Origin of the sequence: Polaromonas sp., from assembly GCF_016185115.1 — a bacterium.
In the GTDB taxonomy this organism is placed as follows: domain Bacteria; phylum Pseudomonadota; class Gammaproteobacteria; order Burkholderiales; family Burkholderiaceae_C; genus Polaromonas.
Genome location: NZ_JACPOF010000020.1, coordinates 473,028 through 494,901, shown reverse-complemented (window position 1 = coordinate 494,901; position 21,874 = coordinate 473,028). Strand labels below are relative to the sequence as shown.

At 60.4% G+C, this 21,874-nt stretch carries 18 protein-coding genes; 15 read left to right on the top strand and 3 right to left on the bottom strand.

Annotation, left to right across the window (positions count from 1 at the left end):
• Positions 1 to 4: 4 nt before the first annotated feature.
• Both phhA and hppD read right to left on the bottom strand, forming a co-directional pair.
• Positions 5 to 871 carry a phenylalanine 4-monooxygenase gene (gene phhA, locus HYX42_RS15350; protein ID WP_293404527.1) on the bottom strand — a complete coding sequence of 289 codons (867 nt, stop codon included), beginning with the start codon at positions 869 to 871 and terminating at the stop codon, positions 5 to 7.
• A 114-nt stretch (positions 872 to 985) separates the two neighbouring features.
• The gene (gene hppD, locus HYX42_RS15345; RefSeq protein WP_293404525.1) at positions 986 to 2,113 is read right to left on the bottom strand and encodes a 4-hydroxyphenylpyruvate dioxygenase; all 1,128 of its coding nucleotides are present in this window, start codon (positions 2,111 to 2,113) and stop codon (positions 986 to 988) included.
• Between the two features lie 109 nt (positions 2,114 to 2,222).
• Between hppD and HYX42_RS15340 the strand changes: the two genes are divergently transcribed.
• From HYX42_RS15340 to HYX42_RS15280, 13 genes are all read left to right on the top strand, one after another.
• Positions 2,223 to 2,696, top strand: coding sequence for an Lrp/AsnC family transcriptional regulator (locus HYX42_RS15340; protein WP_293404522.1), 474 nt, complete (start codon positions 2,223 to 2,225; stop codon positions 2,694 to 2,696).
• 465 nt (positions 2,697 to 3,161) lie between these two features.
• Positions 3,162 to 3,908, top strand: a complete 747-nt coding sequence (locus tag HYX42_RS15335; protein WP_293404520.1) for a GNAT family N-acetyltransferase — start codon at positions 3,162 to 3,164, stop codon at positions 3,906 to 3,908.
• A gap of 296 nt (positions 3,909 to 4,204) precedes the next feature.
• On the top strand, positions 4,205 to 5,059 hold the full coding sequence (locus HYX42_RS15330) for a transporter associated domain-containing protein (RefSeq protein WP_293404518.1): 855 nt from the start codon (positions 4,205 to 4,207) through the stop codon (positions 5,057 to 5,059).
• A 126-nt stretch (positions 5,060 to 5,185) separates the two neighbouring features.
• Positions 5,186 to 6,787, top strand: coding sequence for an apolipoprotein N-acyltransferase (lnt, locus tag HYX42_RS15325; RefSeq protein ID WP_293404558.1), 1,602 nt, complete (start codon positions 5,186 to 5,188; stop codon positions 6,785 to 6,787).
• Between the two features lie 108 nt (positions 6,788 to 6,895).
• On the top strand, positions 6,896 to 7,810 hold the full coding sequence (gene glyQ / locus HYX42_RS15320; protein ID WP_293404516.1) for a glycine--tRNA ligase subunit alpha: 915 nt from the start codon (positions 6,896 to 6,898) through the stop codon (positions 7,808 to 7,810).
• 3 nt (positions 7,811 to 7,813) lie between these two features.
• Positions 7,814 to 9,916 carry a glycine--tRNA ligase subunit beta gene (gene glyS / locus HYX42_RS15315; protein ID WP_293404514.1) on the top strand — a complete coding sequence of 701 codons (2,103 nt, stop codon included), beginning with the start codon at positions 7,814 to 7,816 and terminating at the stop codon, positions 9,914 to 9,916.
• 111 nt (positions 9,917 to 10,027) lie between these two features.
• Positions 10,028 to 10,600, top strand: a complete 573-nt coding sequence (gene gmhB, locus HYX42_RS15310; RefSeq protein WP_293404512.1) for a D-glycero-beta-D-manno-heptose 1,7-bisphosphate 7-phosphatase — start codon at positions 10,028 to 10,030, stop codon at positions 10,598 to 10,600.
• Positions 10,601 to 10,646: 46 nt separating this feature from the next.
• A complete protein-coding gene (locus tag HYX42_RS15305) occupies positions 10,647 to 11,405 on the top strand; it encodes a 1-acyl-sn-glycerol-3-phosphate acyltransferase (RefSeq protein ID WP_293404510.1) in 759 nt (252 codons plus the stop codon).
• 6 nt (positions 11,406 to 11,411) lie between these two features.
• Complete coding sequence (locus HYX42_RS15300) at positions 11,412 to 12,386, top strand: SprT family zinc-dependent metalloprotease (protein WP_293404508.1); 975 nt, start codon at positions 11,412 to 11,414, stop codon at positions 12,384 to 12,386.
• 109 nt (positions 12,387 to 12,495) lie between these two features.
• Entirely contained in the window at positions 12,496 to 12,933 is a 438-nt protein-coding gene (locus HYX42_RS15295) for a response regulator (protein WP_293404557.1), read from the top strand.
• Between the two features lie 55 nt (positions 12,934 to 12,988).
• On the top strand, positions 12,989 to 17,248 hold the full coding sequence (locus tag HYX42_RS15290; RefSeq protein ID WP_293404505.1) for a PAS domain S-box protein: 4,260 nt from the start codon (positions 12,989 to 12,991) through the stop codon (positions 17,246 to 17,248).
• Between the two features lie 109 nt (positions 17,249 to 17,357).
• Positions 17,358 to 18,092 carry a response regulator gene (locus tag HYX42_RS15285; protein ID WP_293404503.1) on the top strand — a complete coding sequence of 245 codons (735 nt, stop codon included), beginning with the start codon at positions 17,358 to 17,360 and terminating at the stop codon, positions 18,090 to 18,092.
• Positions 18,089 to 19,636 carry an ATP-binding protein gene (locus tag HYX42_RS15280; RefSeq protein WP_293404501.1) on the top strand — a complete coding sequence of 516 codons (1,548 nt, stop codon included), beginning with the start codon at positions 18,089 to 18,091 and terminating at the stop codon, positions 19,634 to 19,636. Before HYX42_RS15285 ends, HYX42_RS15280 begins: the two co-directional genes overlap by 4 nt.
• Positions 19,637 to 19,682: 46 nt before the next feature.
• Here the strand turns inward: HYX42_RS15280 and HYX42_RS15275 are convergent, their stop codons facing one another.
• Positions 19,683 to 20,774: an MBL fold metallo-hydrolase gene (locus HYX42_RS15275; protein WP_293404499.1), complete on the bottom strand. Its 1,092-nt coding sequence runs from the start codon at positions 20,772 to 20,774 to the stop codon at positions 19,683 to 19,685.
• A 105-nt stretch (positions 20,775 to 20,879) separates the two neighbouring features.
• On the opposite strand from HYX42_RS15275, the gene HYX42_RS15270 reads away from it, so the two are divergent.
• Complete coding sequence (locus HYX42_RS15270; RefSeq protein WP_293404498.1) at positions 20,880 to 21,281, top strand: MerR family DNA-binding transcriptional regulator; 402 nt, start codon at positions 20,880 to 20,882, stop codon at positions 21,279 to 21,281.
• Between the two features lie 109 nt (positions 21,282 to 21,390).
• Positions 21,391 to 21,834: a PaaI family thioesterase gene (locus HYX42_RS15265; protein ID WP_293404497.1), complete on the top strand. Its 444-nt coding sequence runs from the start codon at positions 21,391 to 21,393 to the stop codon at positions 21,832 to 21,834.
• The last annotated feature ends 40 nt before the right edge of the window (positions 21,835 to 21,874 follow it).

The following is a 21,874-nucleotide window of genomic DNA, read 5'->3' as shown; positions in this document are numbered from 1 at the left end:
CGGTTCAGGCGCTTGTGCCTGCAGGTGCGTCTTCAGGCAGGGACTCATCTGCAGCAAGTTCTTTCATGCGGCGAAGCTGCTGGTACAGCGGCGTAAAGTCAGGCGCCGTCATGTCAAACAGCTGCTGGAAGCTGTCAATCACGAAGTAGGTTTGCTGGTAGCTGTCTATCTTGTAGCGCGTGCGCATGGCGCGCAGCACATCCAGCATGATGCGTTGCGGCTCTGCGTTTTTGACAGCGTAAGCCAGCTCGCCCGCTGAACTCAAAATGCCCGCGCCATAAGCCCTGATCTCGCCGCGCTGGCGCATGAGGCCAAATTCAATCGTGTACCAGTAAAGGCGCGACAACTGCTCGCAGGCGCCCAGCCGGTGCGCCTTCAGCCCGCCTGCGCCATAGGCCTGCATGTGGTCGGCAAACACCGGGTCGAACAACAGTGGCACATGGCCGAACAGGTCGTGAAAGATGTCTGGCTCTACGATGTAGTCGAACTCTTCAGGCTTGCGTATCCAGTCCGTCACCGGGAACTTGCGGTTGGCCAGCAGGGTGAAGAAGGGCACTTCCGGAATCAGCCCCGGCACCGCCACCACTTCCCAGCCCGTGGCCTTGAACAGCTTGTTGTTGATGTCTTCAAAACGCGGAATGCGTTCTGACACACCCAGTGATGGCAGCGCAGCGATGAACTCGTCACACGCCAGGCCAGGCAGCAGCGCTGACTGGCGTTTATACAGGCGGCTGTAGGTGTCGTGATCTGCGGCTGTGTATGCGGCGTAGTTTTGTGGGCAGGTGTAGTCGGCTGCTACCTCGCCTCCGCGTGAATAGTCACCTCGCGGTGGGCGCTCGCTGTTCCCGTAAACCGCAGGTTTAACTGCCATATGAAACCCTTTCGCCAGACCTTCGAAAAAGGTTCAGGGCGAGGCGCGCACGCGCAGACAGTAGCAACGCTACGGCAAGCGTGTGCAACGACGCCATGAGCCTTTTGTCGGAGGTCATTTGGCCAGGACGCCGCGGCGCATCTGGTCTAGCTCTATGCTTTCAAACAACGCCTTGAAATTGCCTTCACCAAACCCGTCATCGCCTTTGCGCTGTATGAATTCAAAGAAGATCGGGCCCAACTGGTTCTCGCTGAAGATCTGCAGCAGCAGCGCGCCTTTTTTGCCATCGACCAGCACCTTGCGTTTTTGCAGCGCGGCGACATCCTCGCCATGGCCGGGAATGCGCTTGTCGATGAGCTCGTAATAGGTGTCTATGGTGTCCAGCAGCGTGACACCGTTGGCGCGCATCTGGTCTACCGTCTTCAGCAAATCGTTGCTGCCCATGGCGATGTGCTGTATGCCCTCTCCGTGGTATCTGTCCAGGTACTCCTGGATCTGGCCGGCTTTTTCATTGCCTTCCTCGTTGATGGGGATGCGGATCTTGCCGCAGGGGCTGGTCATGGCCTTGCTCTTGACGCCGGTGACCTGGCCTTCAATGTCGAAATAGCGGATCTCGCGGAAGTTGAACAGGCGCTCGTAAAAACCAGCCCACTCGTCCATGCGGCCGCGGTGCACGTTGTGCGTCAGGTGGTCTATGTAGGTCAGGCCGTTGCCGACCGGGTTCAGTGCGTCCGCCGTCACGCCGGGCAGGGGCTTGAAGTCGACATCGTAAAAACCGATGTTGCCGATATCGCCCGGCTGTGCGCCGTTCTTGCCGCGCCACTGGTCGATGAAATAAATGATGGAGTCGCCAATGCCCTTGATGGCCGGAATGTTCAGCTCGCCCGGGCCGGCGGTATCAGCGTAACCCCATGCACCCAGGGAGATGGCGCGTTCGTAGGCTGCCTTGGCGTCCTGCACGCGAAAGGCGATTGCGCAGACGCTGGGACCGTGCTGGCGCGCAAATCGCTGGGCGAACGAGTCAGGTTCGGCATTGATGATGAAGTTGATGCCGCCCTGGCGGTACAGCGTCACGTCCTTGTGGCGATGCCGCGCAATTGGCGTGAAACCCATCTGCTTGAAGACTTCGCCCATGGCTTTTGGGTCCGGTGCCGCGTATTCGATAAATTCAAAGCCTGCGGTGCCCATGGGGTTGTCCCAAGCCTGGCCGGTTTCAAACGAGAGGGATTCGGGTGCGTTCATGTCTGTCTCCAAAAGGTATTTATAGACTTTAGAAGCGACGACCATCAGTTTTTCTGCGTATTCAGGCGCAGGCTTGGTGAATATGCAGGAATCCTGCAAAATATTAAGAATGGAAACACTCGACAAGCTTGACAGGCAGATTTTGCGCAGTTTGCAGGCTGATGGCCGCGCCACCTATGACCAGCTGGCCGAACAGGTCAGCCTGTCGCCCAGCGCCGTGTTGCGCCGCGTGAAGCGGCTGGAAGAAAGCGGCGTGATTGACCGGTACGTCGCTCTGGTCAAACCCGAAAAGGTGGGCCTGGGCCTGACCGCTTACCTCAATGTGCGGCTTGAAAAGCACACCGAAAGCCACAAACGCAATCCCATGGACCTCTTCCGCGCCAGTGTGCAGGCCTGGCCCGAGGTGGTCGAGTGCGCTGCCCTGACTGGCGAAATGGACTACTTTCTGCGCGTGGTGGTGGAGGACATGGCCCACTACAGCCGCTTTGTGATGGACACCCTGCTCAAGCACCCCAGCGTGCAGGATTGCAAGACCAGTTTTGTGCTGGACCGGGTCAAGGCGACGACGGCAGTGCCCGTCTAGCCATCATTTTGCTGTATATGTTAAAAATTTAACGTGTACGTTAAAAAATGACTTTGATGACGCGCTCAGCGACGAAAACAGCAAAAAAAGCTCTTCAAAAGGCCATTTTTAGGCATCAAATCGGCCTCCAGGTCAATAAATACGTGCGTGAGCAGCTATTAATTTAGTAGCAAATCCGAACGCCAGTGCAGACGAATCCACGACCACGGCCGGGCAAAAAGGGATTGTCAGGCGCCGCAGCCGGGGCCAAGATGGAAGAGATTTAGGCGGGGCTCCCGGTTTTGATGCCAATTGGTAACGCCTCCCATGCTCGAAAAAAGCCGATTGCTATATTTTATGTAGCAATAAAACGTTGTGTATATTGATTCTCGACTGTGTCTTTGGGTGTGGAGTTGTGCGCAACCGCTGCTGGCAGCCAAAAGCCCCTGGCTGTAAAAAACTAGGGATAACCCTTATATTCGACGCATGGTCACACCCGGTGCCTTTCTTAAAGCCTCTTTCCACGCCAGCAGGGAATTTTTCCGCCCGCCGGTGGAGACGCCTGAGCGCGACCGTGTCATCACCCGTCCCCGCCCGGGCGATGCCCCGGTGATGGTGCCTATCCGCTCCATCGGCCCCAGCCACGGCGAACGCATCGCCGCGCATTTGCTGTCGCTTGATGCGCATGACCGTTACCTGCGCTTTGGCTATGCCGCCAACGACGAGCAGATTCGCCGTTATGTCAGCGGGCTGGATTTCGAGCGTGATGAGATCTTCGGCATCTACAACCGCCGCCTTGAGCTCATTGCCATGGCGCATCTGGCTTTCTCAACCGATCCCAACCTCAAAAGCTGCGCCGAGTTCGGCGTCTCCGTGTTGGCGCGTGCGCGTGGTCGGGGCTATGGCGCACGCCTGTTTGACCGCGCCGTGATGCATGCCCGCAATGAAGGGGTGGACATGATGTTCATCCACGCGCTGAGCGAAAACACCGCCATGCTCAACATCGCCCGCAAGGCCGGCGCCATCATTGAGCGCGACGGCTCCGAGAGCGAGGCCTACCTCAAGCTCCCGCCCGCCGACATGGACTCACGCGTGACCGAGATGGTCGAAGAACAGATCGCCCAGACCGACTACCGCCTCAAGGTGCAGGCCAAGCAGTTCTGGGATTTGCTGGCCATGGTGCAAGAGGTCAGGAGCGGCGTGCGCGATTCCAGGGAACGCTCAAGTCCCTGAATAGAGCCCCCACGCTGGTTTTTGGGGTCAGAGTCCAAATTCGCCAAGCCTTTGGCTTGTCCGGAGAATGCGGTGCAAGGCACCTCAGCGAAATTGGCGTCTGACCCCAATAACCAGCTGCCCCCCGAGGGGGGCGCTGCGCCTGCGGCCCGGCTGAGCCGGTTCCGCGGCCCCTGCTTGCGAAGTCCTCGCTGCGTTCAGACCTTGAACCCGGATTCCGAGCCTGCCGGAATCGCCCCCGCAGCTGTCATCTCAAGACACTACACTAGCCTTTCCCTAACTACCGAACACCGCCCGTGTCCGATATTCCCCCCAGTAGGTCTTCAAAGCATGAAGACAAGCGCGGCTTCCTGCAGAAGCTGGCTGAAATGCTCCACCCCGGTCCGGACTCGAAAGACGAACTGATCGAAACCCTGGTGGAAGCCCAGGACAACGAAGTCATAGGCGCCCAGAGCCGCGAGATGCTTGAAGGCGTCATCCGCATGGCCGACATGACGGCCGGTGACGTGATGGTCGCCGCCCCGCGCATGGACCTCATCAACATCGATGCACCGTTTGACGAACTTCTGCACCTCGTCATCGACACCGCCCACTCGCGCTTCCCCGTCTATGAGGGCGAAAAGGAAAACATCCTCGGCATCCTGATGGCCAAGGATCTGCTCAAGCTGCAGCGCGCACCGGAACTCAACATCAAGGCCCTGCTGCGCCCGGCGGTGTTTGTGCCCGAAAGCAAGGGCCTCAACGACCTGCTGCGTGAATTCCGTGGCAACCGCAACCACCTGGCCATCGTCATCGACGAATTTGGCCGCGTCGCCGGCCTCATCACGATTGAAGACGTGCTGGAGCAGATCGTCGGCGAGATTGAAGACGAGTTCGACATCGCCGAAGACGAGGGCGACATCTTCGGCCTTTCTGACCGTACCTACCGCGTCAGCGGCGACACATCGATAGAGCGGGTCAGCGAAGCCTTCGGCGTCAGCCTGATGGAAAGCGACTTCGACACCATAGGCGGCCTGGTCGCGCACGAGATGGGCCATGTGCCCAAGCGCGGTGAGCACTATGCGCTCTCCGGCCTGCAGTTCACCGTGCTGCACACCAAGGGTGGTGCGGTGCGCTGGTTCAAGGTCTCACCGGTCGCGCCTGCGGCCTGAGCCAGCAGGACGGGCGCGGCAAAATTGGCACGTGATGTGATCAACAGCATGGCGGGCTCACTGCCCACCCTGCCGGCCCTGCTTGAGCACGCAGCCCAGCCTGCGCCGCGCAGCGGTGCGTCATTGATGCAGATCGCCATCGTTGTTCTCGCCGGGTGCGCCCATGCGCTGAGCATTGCCTGGCCGTTCTCTTTCGGCTTGATGCGGGGCCAGCCGGTGTGGTGGCTGCAGTTGCTGTCGCTGGTGGTGCTTGCCCTGTATCTGGACAACTGCCGCACATGGAAGCGCGGCGCTTTTCTGGGCTGGCTGTTTGCCACAGCGATGCAGTGCGCCACCTGGTGGTGGCTGTTTATCTCGCTGCACACCTATGGCGGCCTTGCGTCGCCGCTGGCGGTGATCGCCATCGTCGGGCTGGCGGCCTTCCTGGCGCTTTATTACGCTGTTGTCTGTGGCCTGTTTGTGGCCATTGCGCCTGTCAACCGGGCGCAACGGGCGCTGCTGTTTGCCGCGCTATGGCTGATGGCGGAATTGGGCCGGGTCGAATTTTTTACAGGCTTCCCATGGGGTGAAGGCGGTTACGCCCACCTTGAAGGGCCTTTTGCCAATCTTGCCAAACTGGTTGGCGTGCATGGCCTGACGCTTGGTGCAGCGTTTGTCGCTGCTGCCATTGCGGGGCTGGTTCTCAGGCCGCGTTTGCGCAATGCGGGTGTTGTGATTGCCGGGCTTGCCGTCGCGGCCGCGACGGGTTTTGCCGTGCGGGTGGATGCAGATACCGTTTCCCGCTTTACCACCGCCTACCCGGTGGCCGCCACGGGCAACAAACCCTTCACCGTCACCCTGCTGCAGGGCAATATCGCGCAGGACGAAAAATTCCAGGGCGGCAAAGGCATTCCCGATGCACTCAACTGGTATGGCCAGCAGTTGATGGCGGCGACCAGTTCGCTGGTCGTCACGCCCGAAACCGCCATTCCGCTGCTGCCTGCACAATTGCGACCTGATTATCTGGACACCCTGCTGCGCAGGTTCGTCAGGCCGCAAGCCGGGGCACCCGCAACCGCAGCCATCATCGGCATCCCGCTGGGCAACAGTCAGGCCGGCTACAGCAATTCGGCCATCGCGCTCAAGCCGCAAACGGTTGAAGGCAAAGGCCTCGCCGACGATGTTTACCGCTACGACAAGCACCACCTGGTGCCCTTCGGCGAGTTTGTGCACCCCCTGTTCAAGTGGTTCCTGGCCATCGTCAACATTCCACTGGCCGATTTCAACAGCGGTGCAGTCACCCAGCCCTCGTTCGACTGGCGGGGCCAGCGGCTGGCGCCCAACATCTGTTACGAAGACCTGTTCGGCGAAGAACTGGCGGCGCGCTTTCGCGACCCGGCCGCCAGCCCGACGATGTTTGTGAACATCAGCAACATCGCCTGGTTCGGCAACACCATTGCGATTGACCAGCACCTCAACATCTCGCGCATGCGGGCGCTGGAGTTCGAGCGCCCCATGCTGCGCGCCACCAATACCGGCGCGACGGCTGTCATCGACTACCGGGGCCGGGTCATCCACCTGCTGCCGCGCCATACCCGAGGTGCGCTGGTGGCTGAAGTTGAGGGCCGCAGCGGGATCACCCCTTATGCCTGGTGGGCCTCCCGGCTGGGTCTGTGGCCATGGTGGGGCCTGATCGTGCTGGTGCTGCTTGGTTCAGCCCTGACCGGACATAAACGCCGCAAAGCCTGAACAGGCCTGCGGGCACCGGTTTGCCCCGTAAAATCAAGGGTTTCGCGGTGCGGCGGCTTGCCCCGTCATGAAGCCACCGCAGACCTCCTGCGCGACCCATCAAAACTTATGCTCACTTTCCAGCAAATCATCCTGAAGCTGCAGTCCTACTGGGCTGACCAGGGCTGCGCTCTTTTGCAGCCTTACGACATGGAGGTCGGCGCCGGCACCTCGCACACCGCCACCTTCCTGCGCGCGCTCGGTCCGGAACCCTGGAAGGCTGCCTATGTGCAGCCCAGCCGCCGCCCCAAGGATGGCCGCTACGGTGAGAACCCCAATCGCCTGCAGCACTACTACCAGTACCAGGTCGTGCTCAAACCCGCACCGGCCAACATTCTTGAGCTGTACCTCGGCTCGCTCGAAGCCCTGGGTTTCGATTTGAAGAAAAACGACATCCGTTTTGTTGAAGACGACTGGGAGAACCCGACACTGGGCGCCTGGGGCCTGGGCTGGGAAGTCTGGCTCAACGGCATGGAAGTCACGCAGTTCACCTACTTCCAGCAGGTCGGCGGCATCGACTGCAAGCCGATCACTGGCGAGATCACCTACGGCCTCGAGCGCCTGGCCATGTATCTGCAGGGCGTGGACAACGTCTACAACCTGACATGGACCGAAGGCCTGAGCTACGGCGATGTCTACAAACAGAATGAGGTCGAGCAATCGACCTATAACTTCGAGCACAGCGACGCGGACTTCCTGTTTACCGCTTTCACTGCGCATGAGAAACAGGCCAAACACCTGATTGAAGCGCAACTGGCATTGCCGGCTTACGAGCAGGTGTTGAAAGCGGCGCACAGTTTCAATTTGCTGGATGCGCGCGGCGCGATTTCCGTGACCGAGCGCGCTGCCTATATCGGCCGCATCCGCAACCTGGCGCGCGCCGTCGCGCAAAGTTATTTTGAAAGCCGCGAGCGCCTGGGCTTCCCCATGGCGCCGCGCGAATGGGTCGCACAGATGACCCCGACGATCAAGAAGGCTGCATAAGAAATGACGATGAAGAACCTTCTGGTCGAACTGTTTGTTGAAGAGCTGCCGCCCAAGGCACTTAAAAAACTCGGCGATGCGTTTGCCGGTGTGTTGCTGGAACAACTCAAGGCGCAGGGCCTGGCCGGTGCCGATGCGATGCTGACCTCTTTTGCATCCCCGCGCCGATTGGCTGCTCACATCACTTCTGTAGCGGCACAGGCAACTGACAAGGCTGTATCGCAAAAACTCATGCCCGTCACGGTGGGACTTGATGCTTCTGGCAATGCCACTCCCGCGTTGCTCAAAAAACTTCAGGCGCTTGGTGCTGATGCATCGGCGGTCGCAAGCCTGAAGCGCGCACCAGACGGTAAGGCCGAAGTCTTGTTTTACGACAGCAATGTCAAGGGTGCAACGCTGGTTGAAGGCCTGCAAAAAGCCCTGCTTGAGGCGATTGCCAAACTGCCTATCCCCAAAGTCATGACCTACCAGCTGGCCGATGGCTGGAGTGATGTGAAGTTTGTGCGCCCCGCACATGGCCTTGTCGCGTTGCACGGCAGTGATGTCGTGGCCATCGAGGCGCTGGGCCTGAAGGCTGGCAACGCCACGCATGGTCACCGTTTCGAAGCAAATATTGATCCGGTTGTCCTGAAAGACGCCGACAGCTACGCAGCCACCTTGCAAAAGGATGGCGCCGTGATTGCCAGCTTCGCAGGGCGCAAGGCAGAGATAGCCAGACAGCTTGCCGCTGCCGCAGCAAAGGTCGGCGGTGGCGTGAAGGCCATTGACGACGACGCGCTGCTCGATGAAGTCACTGCGTTGGTCGAACGCCCCAATGTGCTGGTCTGCGAATTCGAGAAGGAATTTCTCGATGTACCGCAGGAGTGCCTCATCCTCACGATGAAGGCCAACCAGAAATACTTTCCGCTGCTTGATACGGCTGGCAAGCTCACCAATAAATTCCTGGTGGTCAGCAACATCAGCCCGGTGGACGCCAGCGCCGTGATTGGCGGCAATGAGCGTGTGGTGCGCCCCCGCCTGGCCGATGCCAAGTTCTTCTATGACCAGGACCGCAAGAAGTCGCTGGCTTCGCGCGTCGAGGCTCTGGGCAAGGTGGTGTATCACAACAAGCTGGGCACGCAGGGTGAGCGGGTCGAGCGTGTGCGTGCGATTGCCCGGGCGATTGGCCAGCAACTCGGTGGTGATGCGCTGGCGCAAAAAGCCGACCAGGCTGCACAGCTTGCCAAGACAGACCTGGTCACAGACATGGTGGGCGAGTTTCCTGAACTGCAAGGCATCATGGGTCGTTATTACGCGCTCAACGATGGCCTGCCTGCCGATGTGGCCGATGCTGTTGAAGACCACTATAAGCCGCGTTTTGCAGGCGATGAGCTGCCGCGCAATGATGTGGGCATGGTCGTTGCGCTGGCCGACAAGCTCGAAACTTTGGTCGGCATGTTTGGCATCGGTAACCTGCCCACGGGCGACAAGGACCCGTTTGCCCTGCGCCGCCACGCGCTGGGTGTGATTCGTATGCTGGTCGAAAAAGACCTGCACTTGGGTGTGTCTGACCTGATAGCCGGTGCGCAGCCCGTGTTTGGCGAGAAGATACAGGACGCTGCGGCCCCCTTGGCCGATTTTGTGTATGACCGCTTTGCCGGCTCACTGCGTGAGCAGGGCTACAGCGCGCAGGAAGTCGAGGCGGTGCTTGCGCTCAAGCCACCGCGTCTCGGTGACGTGGCCAAACGCCTTGCAGCGGTGAAGGCATTTGCCGCACTTCCGGAAGCGCCCGCGCTTGCGGCCGCCAACAAACGCATCGGCAACATACTTAAAAAGACGGATGCTGTTGATGCACACGTCAGCGAGGTATTGTTGACCGAACCCGGCGAAATCGCGCTGTATGCGGCAATGAAAAACGTCGCTAACGGAGCTGATGCGCAGTTTGAATCCGGTGACTACACAGCTTCCCTGCAAAGTCTTGCAGCCCTGCGTGCGCCGGTAGACGCTTTCTTCGAAGGCGTCATGGTCAATGCTGAGCAACTCGACCTGCGCCTGAATCGCCTGGGCCTGCTGGCAACTCTGCACAACGCAATGAATCGCGTCGCTGACCTGTCAAAGCTGGTTTGACTATGTGCCCCCACGCTCCGCACTCCGTGTCGTCGCTGCCCCCCGAGGGGCTGGCCTGCCTTGGGGCGGCCCGGCGGCTGGCCGTCTGACCGCACTGCATAAGGGCACTGAATGAAACTCGTCATCCTCGACCGCGACGGCACCATCAACAGCGACAGCGACGATTTCGTCAAGACGCCTGATGAGTGGATGCCATTGCCCGGCTCGCTGGAGGCGATTGCCCGCCTCAACCATGCCGGCTGGCATGTGGTGATTGCTTCCAACCAGTCGGGCCTGGGCCGCGGCCTGTTTGATGTCGCATCGCTCAATGCCATGCATGCCAAGATGCACAAGATGCTGTCGGCCGTTGGCGGCCGTATTGATGCGGTGTTTTATTGCCCGCACAGCCCCGAGGAAAGCTGCAACTGCCGCAAGCCTCTGCCTGGTCTCTTTGAGCAGATCGGCATGCGCTTTGGCGTGCCGCTCAAGGGCGTGCCGACAGCCGGTGATTCGCTGCGCGATCTGCAGGCCGGTGCCGCTGCGGGCTGTGAACCCCACCTTATATTGACCGGCAAGTCGGCACAGTACCGCAATGGCGGACAGCCCGATGGCTTGCCCGAGGGTACGCGCCTGCACCCCGACCTGGGCGCGTTTGTCGATTTCATCCTCGAGCGCAGCGCCCAGCCATTGCAGGTGGCGCTCTGAAAAGCCGCGCGCTGTCATCACACTGCCTATTGCCGAGAACACACACATGCCCCTGATTCGCTCAATCCTCCACCTGCTCTGGATGACGATTACCGTCATTCCATGGGCGCTTGCCGTGCTGGTCTTTTCGCTGTTTGGCAGCAGCACCCAGGTTTACTGGATGTGCGCGGGCTGGCTGCGACTGGCGGTGACCGGGGGCACGGTCATTCTGGGCATACAGAACAGGGTGACCGGCATGGAAAACCTGCCCACCGAAGAGCGGGGCGCCTGTGTGCTTCTGGTCAAACACCAGAGCACCTGGGAGACCTTTTCAATGGTGACATTGATGCCGCACCCGCTGGCATTCGTGTTCAAAAAAGAACTGTTGTATGTGCCGTTTTTCGGTTGGGCCATGAGCCGCATGGACATGATCCATATTGACCGCAGCCAGCGTGCGCAGGCTTTCAGCAAGGTTGTGGCGCAGGGCAAGCGCCTGATGGCGCAGGGCACCTGGGTCATCATGTTTCCTGAGGGCACGCGCATTCCGCGTGGCCAAAAAGGCGTTTACAAAAGCGGCGGCACCCGGCTGGCGATTGAAACCGGCGCACCGGTGATCCCCGTCGCGGTGACCTCGGCCAAATGCTGGCCGCGCAAGGCGTTCATCAAGTACCCGGGTATTGTGGATTTTTCGATTGGCAAGCCCATCCCCAGTGCCGGACGCCAGCCGGAAGAACTGATGCGTGAGGTAGAGGCCTGGATCGAGGCCGAGATGCACAGGCTGGACCCTGAGGCCTACGCCACTGCAGAAGCAACGGCTGCGCGCTAAACTTCCATGATGCAAAGGCTGCTCCAGTTCACCCTTGATCTCTTTGACACAAGGCCTGAACTTCCGGCAGCGCCGACCCCGCCCAGGCGCAGCAGCGGTAAAAAAACTGCCCGGCCTGTGCCACCGCGGATCGAAAAAGCCGAGCCCTTCATTGCTGAATTTGTAGGGCCGTCGCTGCCCGCGCAAACCCTGCAACAGGCCCTGGCGCCGGCCACATTCCGCCATCCGCGCGCCACGCGTGAGACGCTGCTGGAGGGCATTGCCATTGGTTATGAGTTCAGGCGCGGCAAACGCCGCACCATAGGTTTTTCGGTGGGTGCGGAAGGCCTGACGGTGAGCGCGCCCAAGTGGGTGCCGCTGTATGAAATCGACAAGGCCGTGCTCGAGAAATCGGCCTGGATATTGACCAAACTGCAGGAAACCCGGGCCCGCCATGAACGGCTGGAGTCGGCCCGCATCGAATGGAAAGATGGCGCCACGCTGCCCTTCCTCGGCGAGCAGGTGATTGTCGTGCTCGACCCGCGCCATGCCTTTGGCGGTGTGGGTGCCGAGCTTAAAAGCAATGACGCCGACACACTTCCTGGTGTCACCCACCTGACCCTGCATGTGGGCTTGCCGCACAGCGCCACCCCCGAGCAGATTCGCGATGCGGTGCAGGCCTGGCTGATGCGGCAGGCCAAGCGCATCTTCACCGAGCGGCTCAACCATTTCGCCCCGACGCTGAATGTGCAGTGGCGCAAGCTCAGCCTCTCAAGTGCCGGCACGCGCTGGGGCAGCGCCAGTGCAGACGGCTCCATCCGCCTGAACTGGCGGCTGATCCACTTCAGGCAGTCGGTGATCGACTATGTGGTGGTGCATGAGCTCAGCCACCTTCGTGTGATGGACCACAGCCCGCGTTTTTGGGACACTGTACGTGCGGTCGTGCCCGATTACGCCGAGCTGCGCGGCCAGCTGAAGGACGACGCGATTCCCCGCTGGTAGGCGGGTGAGTTGGCCCCTCCTCTGGTGAGGGGCTTTGTGAGAAGTTGTAATATGATGAAAATGAGAATTTCATATTTAAAACTGACAACAATGCGTGCAAGGCATGTCCATGAATAACAAGCTGATACTCGTCGTCGAAGACAATCCGGACCATCTTGAGCTGACGGTACTGACGCTGGAGGAGCAGGGCGTCGATGCCGAGATTGTGGTCGCCCGTGATGGTGCGCAGGCACTTGACTTCCTGTTTGGCCAGGGGGCGCATGCCGGGCGTGACACGCAAAAGCAGCCTTCCTTCGTACTTCTCGACATGAAGCTGCCAAAGTTGTCCGGTCTTGATGTGCTGCGCAGCGTGCGCGCCAATCCGCTGACGGCCATGGTGCCGGTGGTGATGTTGACCTCATCGAGCGAGGAGTCCGATATCGTGGCCTGCTATCGTGCCGGCGCCAACAGCTTCATACGCAAGCCTGTCGATTTCGGAGAATTCACCAAAAAACTTGATTGCCTGCAGGCCTACTGGCTGGGCGTGAACGAGGCGCTCCCGGTTTGATTTTTGTACCGGTACGTACCCCTCTGGTGCACCATCACAGGCCCTGTGGGATGCGATGAAATCCGACATTACGCTGCGTGCCCGCCTCGTCATACTGGTGATCGCGGCGACTGTGCCGCTGTTCGGACTCTCCCTGGTTGGGGCTGTCCTCACGGCGAATGACGCTGTCACGCAGACAACGACGAACCTGGAGTTCTCTGCCTCGCTGGTGGCAGCCAACCAGCAGCGGGTGGCGGATTCCGTGCGGCAGGTGCTGGTGGCCGTCTCCCATGTGCCTGACATGGTCGAGGGCAAGGAGCCTTATTGCCAGCGCTACTTCAAGTCCCTGACCAATGAACTGCTGGTGTATGCCAATGTCGGGGTGATCGGCACTGACGGTCAAATTCGTTGCCACAGCGTACCCAACAACCCCCCGGCGTTTGCTGGTGACCGTCCCTATTTCAAGGCCGCCATGACGAGCCGGAATTTTGTAGCCGGCGGTTACCTGCTGGGGCGTATCAGCGGCCGGCCCATCATGACTTTTGCCCTGCCGGTGAAGGGTTCTGACGGGGAAGTCACCGCCGTGGCATTTGCAGCCATGTACCTGTCCGAAATAGGCCGGGCCATCGGGGCAAGCTCATTGCCTGCCAGCGGGCGTGTCATCGTCATGGACCGTGATGGCGTGGTGCTCGCGGCCAACCCCGAGGGGGCAGCTGTGGTCGGCAAGCCTTTGGCCGTCGAATCGCTGCGCAATGCCGTCAAGGCGGGTGTAGCCGGCATCGTTGAAGACCGTGATGCCAGCGGTGCGGAGCAGATATACGCCTTCATGCCCAGCACGCCATCGCGTGAAGCGCCATTTTTTGTCGTCGTAAGTGCGGACAGGTCCGAGGTTCTTGAGCCGTCCCGGAAGCGCCTGGCGCGGAATTTTGTCGCGCTGACCCTGGTCGCGCTGCTGGGCGGCTGGATAGCCTGGCTGCTGGGCGGCAAGGCCATTGTGAAACCTGCGGCAGAAATTCTTGAGGCGACAGGCCGTCTCCAGGAGGGGCAGCTGGACGTGCGCATTCCGATGCTCCCCAACGATCCTGGAAATGAGCTCACCCGCATTGCCAGCGGGTTCAACAGCATGGCTGAGTCACTACAGCATCGGGAGGCCGAGCAGGCGAAGAGTTATGCCGAACTGCGCCAGACCCAGAGCCGGCTCATCGCCGCCCAAAAGCTGGGACGCATTGGTCACTGGGAACTCGACATGGGCCGGAATCGGCTCGCATGGTCGGATGAGCTTCAGGATATTTTCGGGCTGAAGCCCGGTGAATTTGATGGCAGCCATGCCACCTTCGTTCAGATGATCCATCCCGATGACAGGGATCATTACGAAAAACTGCGCGCTCGTGCCCACCGGGACGGCGTCCGGCTTGATGTCGAGTACCGCATCATCACCCCGGCAGGGGAAGTGCGCTGGATGCACCAGCGCGACCAGACGCTGGACAACGAAGAGGGCCACCCCGTTTCACGCAGCGGCGTGGTGCAGGACATCACCTCCCGCAAACAGTTTGAACTGGCACTTGCCCACAGCTCCAGCCAGCTCAGACGCACGGGCGAAATGGCCCGTATCGGTGGATGGGAAGTCCGGCTGGCCCCCGTGGAAGTCGAGTGGTCCGAGGAGCTTTACCGTATCTATGAGCTGGATCCTGGACAGACGCTGGAGCCGATGGAAGCGGTCAGCTTTTATGCCCCCGAGGCGCAACCCGCCATGCATGCCGCCGTGCGTGCAGCGATCCGGAACGGAACGCCCTGGGACATGGAGCTCCCGCTCATAACCGCCAAAGGCCGCCGTATCTGGGTGCGTACCCAGGGCCAGGCCTTCAGGGAAAACGGCAGAACGCTGGCCCTGGCCGGAGCCCTGCAGGACATTACTGCGCAACACGAGTCGCGCGAGCACCTGCGACTGCTGGAGAGTGCGATCTCACGCCTGAACGACATTGTGCTCATCACCGAAGCCGAACCGGTGGATGAGCCCGGCCCGCGCATTGTTTTTGTCAATGATGCCTTTGAGAGGCGTACGGGCTACACCAGGGAAGAGGTCCTGGGTCGGTCGCCGCGCTTTCTGCAAGGTCCCAACACGCAGAATGCAGAACTGGGCCGCATTTCCAGCGCACTCAAATCATGGAAGCCGGTGCGTGCAGAGCTCATCAATTACACGAAAGCAGGCGAGGAGTTCTGGATAGAGCTGGACATCGTCCCCATCGCAGATGCGAAGGGGTGGTTCACGCACTGGGTAGCGGTGGAGCGCGACATCACGGAGCGCAAACAGGCTGAGAAGGCATTGATGGACAGCGAGCAGCGTTATGCCGCGCTGTTTGAAATGGCGCCGGTGCCGATGTGGGTGTACGACGTGGCCACACTGCAATTCCTGACAGTCAACCGCGCTGCCGTTGAGGGCTACGGCTACTCTGTCGAAGAGTTCATGTCGATGACGATTTTTGACATTCGCAGCGATGCCGAGCATGAGGCGCTGGAAAACCAGCTGTCAGGCGCACCGCCACGCAGCTCGTGGGAGCATCACCGCAAGGACGGTTCAGCCTTGCAAGTCAATGTGGTGTCCACACCTATCGAGTACGGTGGCCGCAGTGCGCGCTTCGTCGTGGCCCTTGACATGACGGCGCAGGTCAGGGCAGAGCGCGATGTGCAGGAGTACCTTTTTACCCTTCAGCGTGCCGCTGACGCCGCCCAGGCCATCACCTGGCACCAGACACTGGACGGCATGTTGCAGGAGGTCGCCGAGCAGGCGCGTGGCGTGATCGGCGCACACCAGTCGGTCGTCAGCCTGACGCTTGATAACGACTGGGCCCAGTCCATCAATGCACTGTCGCTGTCGGAAAAGTACGCCAGGTACAGGGACCTGCGCGACCCCCCGGACGGTTCGGGCATTTATGCCATGGTCTGCGAGAACAACCGGGTAGTCCGCATGACACAGTCGGAACTCGAAGCCCATCCGCGCTGGGGGAATTTCGGCAGTTATGCCGGCAAACACCCCGTCATGCGCGGTTGGCTCGCCGTACCGCTGACGGGACGCCAGGGCCAGAACATGGGGCTGTTGCAGCTGTCTGACAAATATGAAGGGGACTTCACGCTGCAGGATGAATATGTGGCGATAGAGCTCGCGCAGCTGGCTTCCATCGCCATAGAAAACGCCAGGTTGCTGGAGCAGGTGAACCAGCTCAACACCGGGCTTGAGCAGAAAGTGGCAGAGCGCACCCTTGCACTGGCCCGCCAGGAAGCGCTATTTCGCGCCCTTGCAGAGCAGGCGCCGCAAGTGATCTGGACGGTTGACACCAATGGCGATGCGACCTACTTCAATCGCGCATGGTTTGAGCTTGTGGGTGGCCAGCTCCAGGACTGGACGGGGCGTCAGTGGGTATCCGTCATTCATCCTGAAGACTTGCGTGAAGTCACTCAGAACTGGGAGCGGGCTGTGGCCACACAGTCCTCCTACACAGGTATTCGCCGGCTATGCGGTCGCGACGGCAGCTACCACGTGATGTCCTATCGCGCATCGCCTGTGCTTGATGAGGACGGCAAGGTGAGCTTCTGGATAGGGATTGATGCGGACATTACCGAGATCAAGAACATCGAGGCTGCCCTGCGCCTGTCCAACCAGGAGCTGGAAGCATTTTTATACTCCGTCTCACATGACCTGCGTGCGCCGCTGAATACCATAGACGGTTTCAGCCGTTTGTTGTCAAAACAGATCACCACTGAGGTCGGCGCCAAAGGCCTTCATTACCTGTCGCGCATCCAGGCGGGCGTGGCACAGATGGGCAAGCTGATAGAAGACCTGCTGTCGCTGGCGCAGGTCTCGCGCATGCAGCTGAAGATCGAAGCCGTGGATCTGTCGGCGCTGAGCCACCGTATTCTTGACGACTGGCGGGGCAGGCATCCGGAGCGCCAGGTGCAGGTCCATATTCAACCCGGCCTGATTGCCCAGGGCGATGCGCGGCTGGTACGTGTGCTGATGGAGAACCTGCTTGCCAATGCCTGGAAATTCACCTCCCGGCAGGACAGTGCCAACATCACCGTCGGCCAGCAAACAGATGCCGCGGGCCTGCCGGTCTTTTTTGTCAGGGACGATGGCGTCGGATTTGACATGGCCTACGTGGACAAGCTGTTTGTGGCGTTCCAGCGTCTGCACCCTGCTTCGGAATTTCCAGGCACCGGCGTGGGCCTGGCAACGGTCAGCCGGGTCATAGGACGCCATGGCGGCCAGTTGTGGACGGAAGCAGCGCCAGGAAAGGGCGCCACCTTCTTCTTCACATTACCCAAGGGTCCGATGACCTGATGATCATCGCTGTTATGCGCGGTTTCGAACAACTGAAGACCCCTTTATTTACCAATACTAACTAAAATAACAAAAGTGACAAATTCACACTGCAGATTGCTTTCGCCATATGTCCAACAAACCCAAAACATTTGAAGACGCGATCACCGCGGCAGACTTCTCCATTGAAGACTACTGCGGCACCAGCTATGCGGCCAAATTGTTGGGCTTGTCGGTAGCCACGGTTCAGGCGCTGGTTGAAAAAGGTGAAATTGACGCGTGGAAGACTCTGGGCGGGCATCGCCGCATCGCTTTACGCTCGATCAACACCTATCTGGAAAAAAACAGCAAGAAAATTGTCCGGATGCAGTCCAACCCCGGCCCCCGCCTGCGAGTCATGGTGGTGGAGGATGACGAAAGCGCGCGTGAACTTTATCGTTACCAGTTCGAGGACTGGGACCTGCCCATAGACTGCACCTGGATGCCTTCGGCGCTGGAGGCCATGATGGACATTGCCAGCGTACGCCCCGACCTGCTGATCACCGACCTCTCGATGCCCGGCGTGGACGGCCTGGAAATGCTCAAGACGCTGAAGCGCAATGCGCATCTGGCGGAGATGCAGATTGTGGTTGTCAGCGGGTTGCCACCGCAGGCCATAGAGGCGAGGGGCGGGTTTCCGTCCTATGCCCATCTCCAGGGCAAGCCCATCAACTTCGACTGGCTTCAGGGGTTTATGGCTGCACTCATGCCCGCCAATGCAAAATGGCGCACGCGAGATGCCCAGCCTGCCCGGAACGACGGCCCCGGCGTTTCCCCAGAACGCAGCATGCCTCCGCCGCGGGACGATTCCGGCGTGGCGGAATGACAGGGTCGCGCGGCGACCGCCGGTCCTCCGGGACGGGTACCGCCGCTGCCCGCCAGGACGAGACATTGCCTGGCCCGCTGGAGGCCGTACCGGTTTCGGCCCTGGCGGGGCTGGTTTTCCTGGACAGGCGGGGCTGCATTGTCGACATCAACGCAGAAGCCCGGCACATGCTGCATTGCCTGCTGCCCGACGTTGCCGGTCGTGATTTCTGGGATGTGGTGCCGGAGTGGCTGGCCGAGCAGCAGCAGGCCGCCACCCGCCAGGCGCTGGCTGCGTCGGCGCAGCATCATTTCACCGTCCACCGCGAGTTCGAGGGCGACTGGATCGAATATGCCTTCATAGGTCATGAGGGCGGGTGCACCGTCAGCCTGCGGGATGTCAGCGCTGCCAGGAACACGGCGGCGCTGCTCAAGGAGAGCGAGCGGCGAAATCAGCTCATCTTTGACGCCAATCCCAATGCGATGTGGGTTTTTGATGCGGTGTCCTTGCGCATCATCGCCGCCAACCAGGCGGCAGTGGTGTTTTACGGTATTCCCCGAAAGATGTTCTTAAAGCTCAAGATGGGGGCGCTTTTCCCTGATGGCGAAGGTGCGGCCCTGCTCAGTTCCATGGACCTGCGCAAGGGCGCCGCTGATGGTGAACTCAGCGTGCAGGTCTGCAAGCAAAAGAAGATGGACGGCCAGCTGGTGCTGGTCGAGCTTGCCTGTGGCCGGCTCCGCTGGCAGGACCACATGGCCATACTTGTCAGCCTGGCCGACGTCACCGAGCGCCACCTGGCCGACAGGGCGCTGCGTCGCGAGAACGCCGAAATGGAAGAGGAACTGGAGAGGGTGCAGGCGGACCTGAAAAAGTCCAGCCGGGACCTGGAGGCCTTCACCTATGCCCTTTCCAACGACCTCCAGGGGCCCCTTCACGCGGCCAACGGTTTTGCGGCCATGCTGTCGGACAAATACTCGGCCGTGCTGGACGATGCCGGCAAGCACTACGTTGACCGCATCCGGGCCAGCATGCGCCAGCTTGCAAAACTGGTTGACGACCTGCGTGTGCTGGTGCAACTGCCCCCGCCAGGCGAGATGCAGGTCGTTGATGTCGCAGCCCTGTGCGAGCTGCTCGTCACGGACCTGAAAAAGCGTGACCCGGACCGTGTGGTGACGATGGAGCTGGATGTCTCCCTGCCACTGGTCGCCGACAAGGTCCTGGTCACCAGGGCGATGACCTGCCTGCTCGACAACGCGTGGAAGTTCACCTCCAGAAAAGCCGAAGGCTGGATTCGTGTCGCACTTCTGCCGGGCAGGGTGCCTGCTGAAAAAGTGCTGCAGGTGTCTGACAACGGGGTGGGTTTCGATGCTGCCTACACGGACAAGCTCTTCACCCCATTCCAGCGGCTGCATTCGTCAGCTGATTTTGCGGGCAACGGCCTGGGGCTGGCGATTGTCGAAGGCGTGGCCGAGCGGCATGGCGGACGGGTCTGGGCAGAAACCAGCCCGACAGGCGCCAGCTTTTACATGGTGTTCCCGCAGGACGTTGCGCCGGCTGCGAAGTAGCTCCCGTTCGGGAATGGCGCTGCGGCTGGCTGGTGCCGGGCTGGACTCAGGCCCTGCTGAATCGGTAGACGCCGTCCGGACCCCGCTCACGCCTCAGTCGGCCTTCATGCCACAGCAGGTGAAGGTGGGCGATGGCCTCGCCCATGGCAAAGGTGGTCTGGTGCAGGTCCAGCTTGCGTTTGAACATGATGGGCAGGATGTCGGCGCCGCTGCAGGGCTTTTCCGTGCAGGCCTGCATGACCTCTGCCAGCCGGTCGCGGTGATGGTCCTGCAACTGGGCTATGCGTGTGTGCAGCCCCTTGAAGGGCCTGCCGTGTGAGGGCAGGGTCAGCGTGCTGTCATCCAGCGGCAGAAACCTGGCGATGGAGTCGAGGAACAGCCTGAGCGAGTCGGCTTCAGGCTCCTGCTCATACACGCTGACATTGGTAGAGATGCGGGGCAGCACCATGTCACCGCTGATCAGTACCTTTAGATCTTCGCAGTACAGCGCCATGTGCTCGGGCGCATGCCCATAACCGCTGATGCAGCGCCAGTTCCTGCCGCCGATACGGATTTCAAGCCCGTCCATCAACCTGCGGAAATTTGCGGGGATTGACGGCACAAGGTTGGCGTAATAGCCCTTGCGGGTCTTGATCGCCTCAAAGGTGTCTGCATCGTTCAGGCCGTGCGACGCAAAAAACCGCGCAGCACTTTCACCGCCAAACTCTATCGTCGTCTGGCTTGAAAGTTTGGCGACGTTGTAGTCGGTGGCGCTTATCCACAGGCGGCAAACATGGTCGGCAGTAGTCCAGCGTTCGCAAAGCCAGCCAGCCAGTCCGATATGGTCAGGGTGCATGTGCGTCACGATGACGCGCAGCACCGGCAGACCTTCCATCTCGTTCGCAAAAATGCTTTCCCACTGCGCTTTTGATTCATCCCGGCTCACGCAGCAATCAACAATCGTCCAGCCCTGCAGCATGTGGCCGGGGCGCTGGGGGTCCTGCATCTCGTCGCGCATCAGCCAGAGGTTGATGTGGTCCAGCACAAAGGGCAGTGCCATGCGTACCCACTTGATGCCGGGCGCCACCTCCACGACGGAGCCGCCTGTGGGCAGGCTGTCGCCAAGGGGGTAATCAAGTTGCTGTTCGAGAAGGTTCATGTAATATTCGCGGGTTCACATGACGTTTACGTAAACGTCATATCCCATTCATTGTAGGGACACGGCGCCCGATGCGCTGACTGACCGGCATTACCTGTGAAGACCATGGCAACCACCTACACCATCAGCGACCTGGCCAAAGAGTTCGACCTCACCACGCGGGCCATGCGCTTTTACGAAGACATGGGCCTGCTGCAACCGCAGCGTGAAGGCGCAGGCGGCCGCAACCGGGTGTACACCGCACGTGACCGCACCCGCCTCAAGCTCACACTGCGTGCCAAGCGCCTGGGGCTGTCACTGGTCGAGGCCAAGGAAATCATCGATTCATATGACAGTCCGCGCGACACCGCGCCCCAGTTGCGCAAGTTCCTCGCCATCCTGACCGACCACCGCAAGAAGCTTGAAGCGCAAATGCTCGACCTGCAGGCCAACCTCGACGAAATCCGCACGCACGAAAAAGAAGCCAAAGCCCTGCTGGCCAAGACGGAAAAAGCCAAAGCCAGCTGAACCCCGGAGTTTTGTGGATAATTGACGTTTACGTAAACGTCAATTGCCTGGTGTCAACCAGAACTTCCGCCGCCGCGGCGCACACCCGGCGACAAAAATGAGACCGACCATGACTGCAACTTCTGCACACCCGGAGCTGTTCAAGCGCGTCGAAGCGAGTTTTTTGCGCCAGGGCATGATGCTGCAGCTCGGCGCCCGCCTTGTCAGCGTCGAACCTGGCGTCTGTGTGATCGCGTTGCCATATTCAGATCGCGTGACGCAGCAGCAGGGCGGCTTCCACGGTGGCGCCATGGGCGCGCTGGCCGACATCGCCGGCGGTTATGCAGCCATGACGACTGTGCCTGAAGACTCCGAAGTCACCACGGCCGAATACAAGGTCAACTTCCTGGCCGCCTTCCAGGGCGGTGAACTGACAGCCACGGGTCGCGTCATCAAGGCCGGCCGCCGCATCATCGTCACCAGCGCCGAGGTTGTGCATGATGATGGCAAAGGCAAACAGACCACCTGCGCCGTGATGCAGCAGACCATAGTTCCGGTCGCCAAAAGTTACTGAGACCTGCCCGACAGATATTGCACCAAGGAAAAGAGACAAG

Bases quoted from the DNA above. Each gene is read 5' to 3' on its own strand.
- phhA (WP_293404527.1), bottom strand. From the start codon at position 871: ATGGCAGTTAAACCTGCGGTTTACGGGAACAGCGAGCGCCCACCGCGA.
- hppD (WP_293404525.1), bottom strand. From the start codon at position 2,113: ATGAACGCACCCGAATCCCTCTCGTTTGAAACCGGCCAGGCTTGGGAC.
- HYX42_RS15340 (WP_293404522.1), top strand. From the start codon at position 2,223: ATGGAAACACTCGACAAGCTTGACAGGCAGATTTTGCGCAGTTTGCAG.
- HYX42_RS15335 (WP_293404520.1), top strand. From the start codon at position 3,162: ATGGTCACACCCGGTGCCTTTCTTAAAGCCTCTTTCCACGCCAGCAGG.
- lnt (WP_293404558.1), top strand. From the start codon at position 5,186: ATGCAGATCGCCATCGTTGTTCTCGCCGGGTGCGCCCATGCGCTGAGC.
- glyQ (WP_293404516.1), top strand. From the start codon at position 6,896: ATGCTCACTTTCCAGCAAATCATCCTGAAGCTGCAGTCCTACTGGGCT.
- glyS (WP_293404514.1), top strand. From the start codon at position 7,814: ATGACGATGAAGAACCTTCTGGTCGAACTGTTTGTTGAAGAGCTGCCG.
- gmhB (WP_293404512.1), top strand. From the start codon at position 10,028: ATGAAACTCGTCATCCTCGACCGCGACGGCACCATCAACAGCGACAGC.
- HYX42_RS15305 (WP_293404510.1), top strand. From the start codon at position 10,647: ATGCCCCTGATTCGCTCAATCCTCCACCTGCTCTGGATGACGATTACC.
- HYX42_RS15300 (WP_293404508.1), top strand. From the start codon at position 11,412: ATGATGCAAAGGCTGCTCCAGTTCACCCTTGATCTCTTTGACACAAGG.
- HYX42_RS15295 (WP_293404557.1), top strand. From the start codon at position 12,496: ATGAATAACAAGCTGATACTCGTCGTCGAAGACAATCCGGACCATCTT.
- HYX42_RS15290 (WP_293404505.1), top strand. From the start codon at position 12,989: ATGAAATCCGACATTACGCTGCGTGCCCGCCTCGTCATACTGGTGATC.
- HYX42_RS15285 (WP_293404503.1), top strand. From the start codon at position 17,358: ATGTCCAACAAACCCAAAACATTTGAAGACGCGATCACCGCGGCAGAC.
- HYX42_RS15280 (WP_293404501.1), top strand. From the start codon at position 18,089: ATGACAGGGTCGCGCGGCGACCGCCGGTCCTCCGGGACGGGTACCGCC.
- HYX42_RS15275 (WP_293404499.1), bottom strand. From the start codon at position 20,774: ATGAACCTTCTCGAACAGCAACTTGATTACCCCCTTGGCGACAGCCTG.
- HYX42_RS15270 (WP_293404498.1), top strand. From the start codon at position 20,880: ATGGCAACCACCTACACCATCAGCGACCTGGCCAAAGAGTTCGACCTC.
- HYX42_RS15265 (WP_293404497.1), top strand. From the start codon at position 21,391: ATGACTGCAACTTCTGCACACCCGGAGCTGTTCAAGCGCGTCGAAGCG.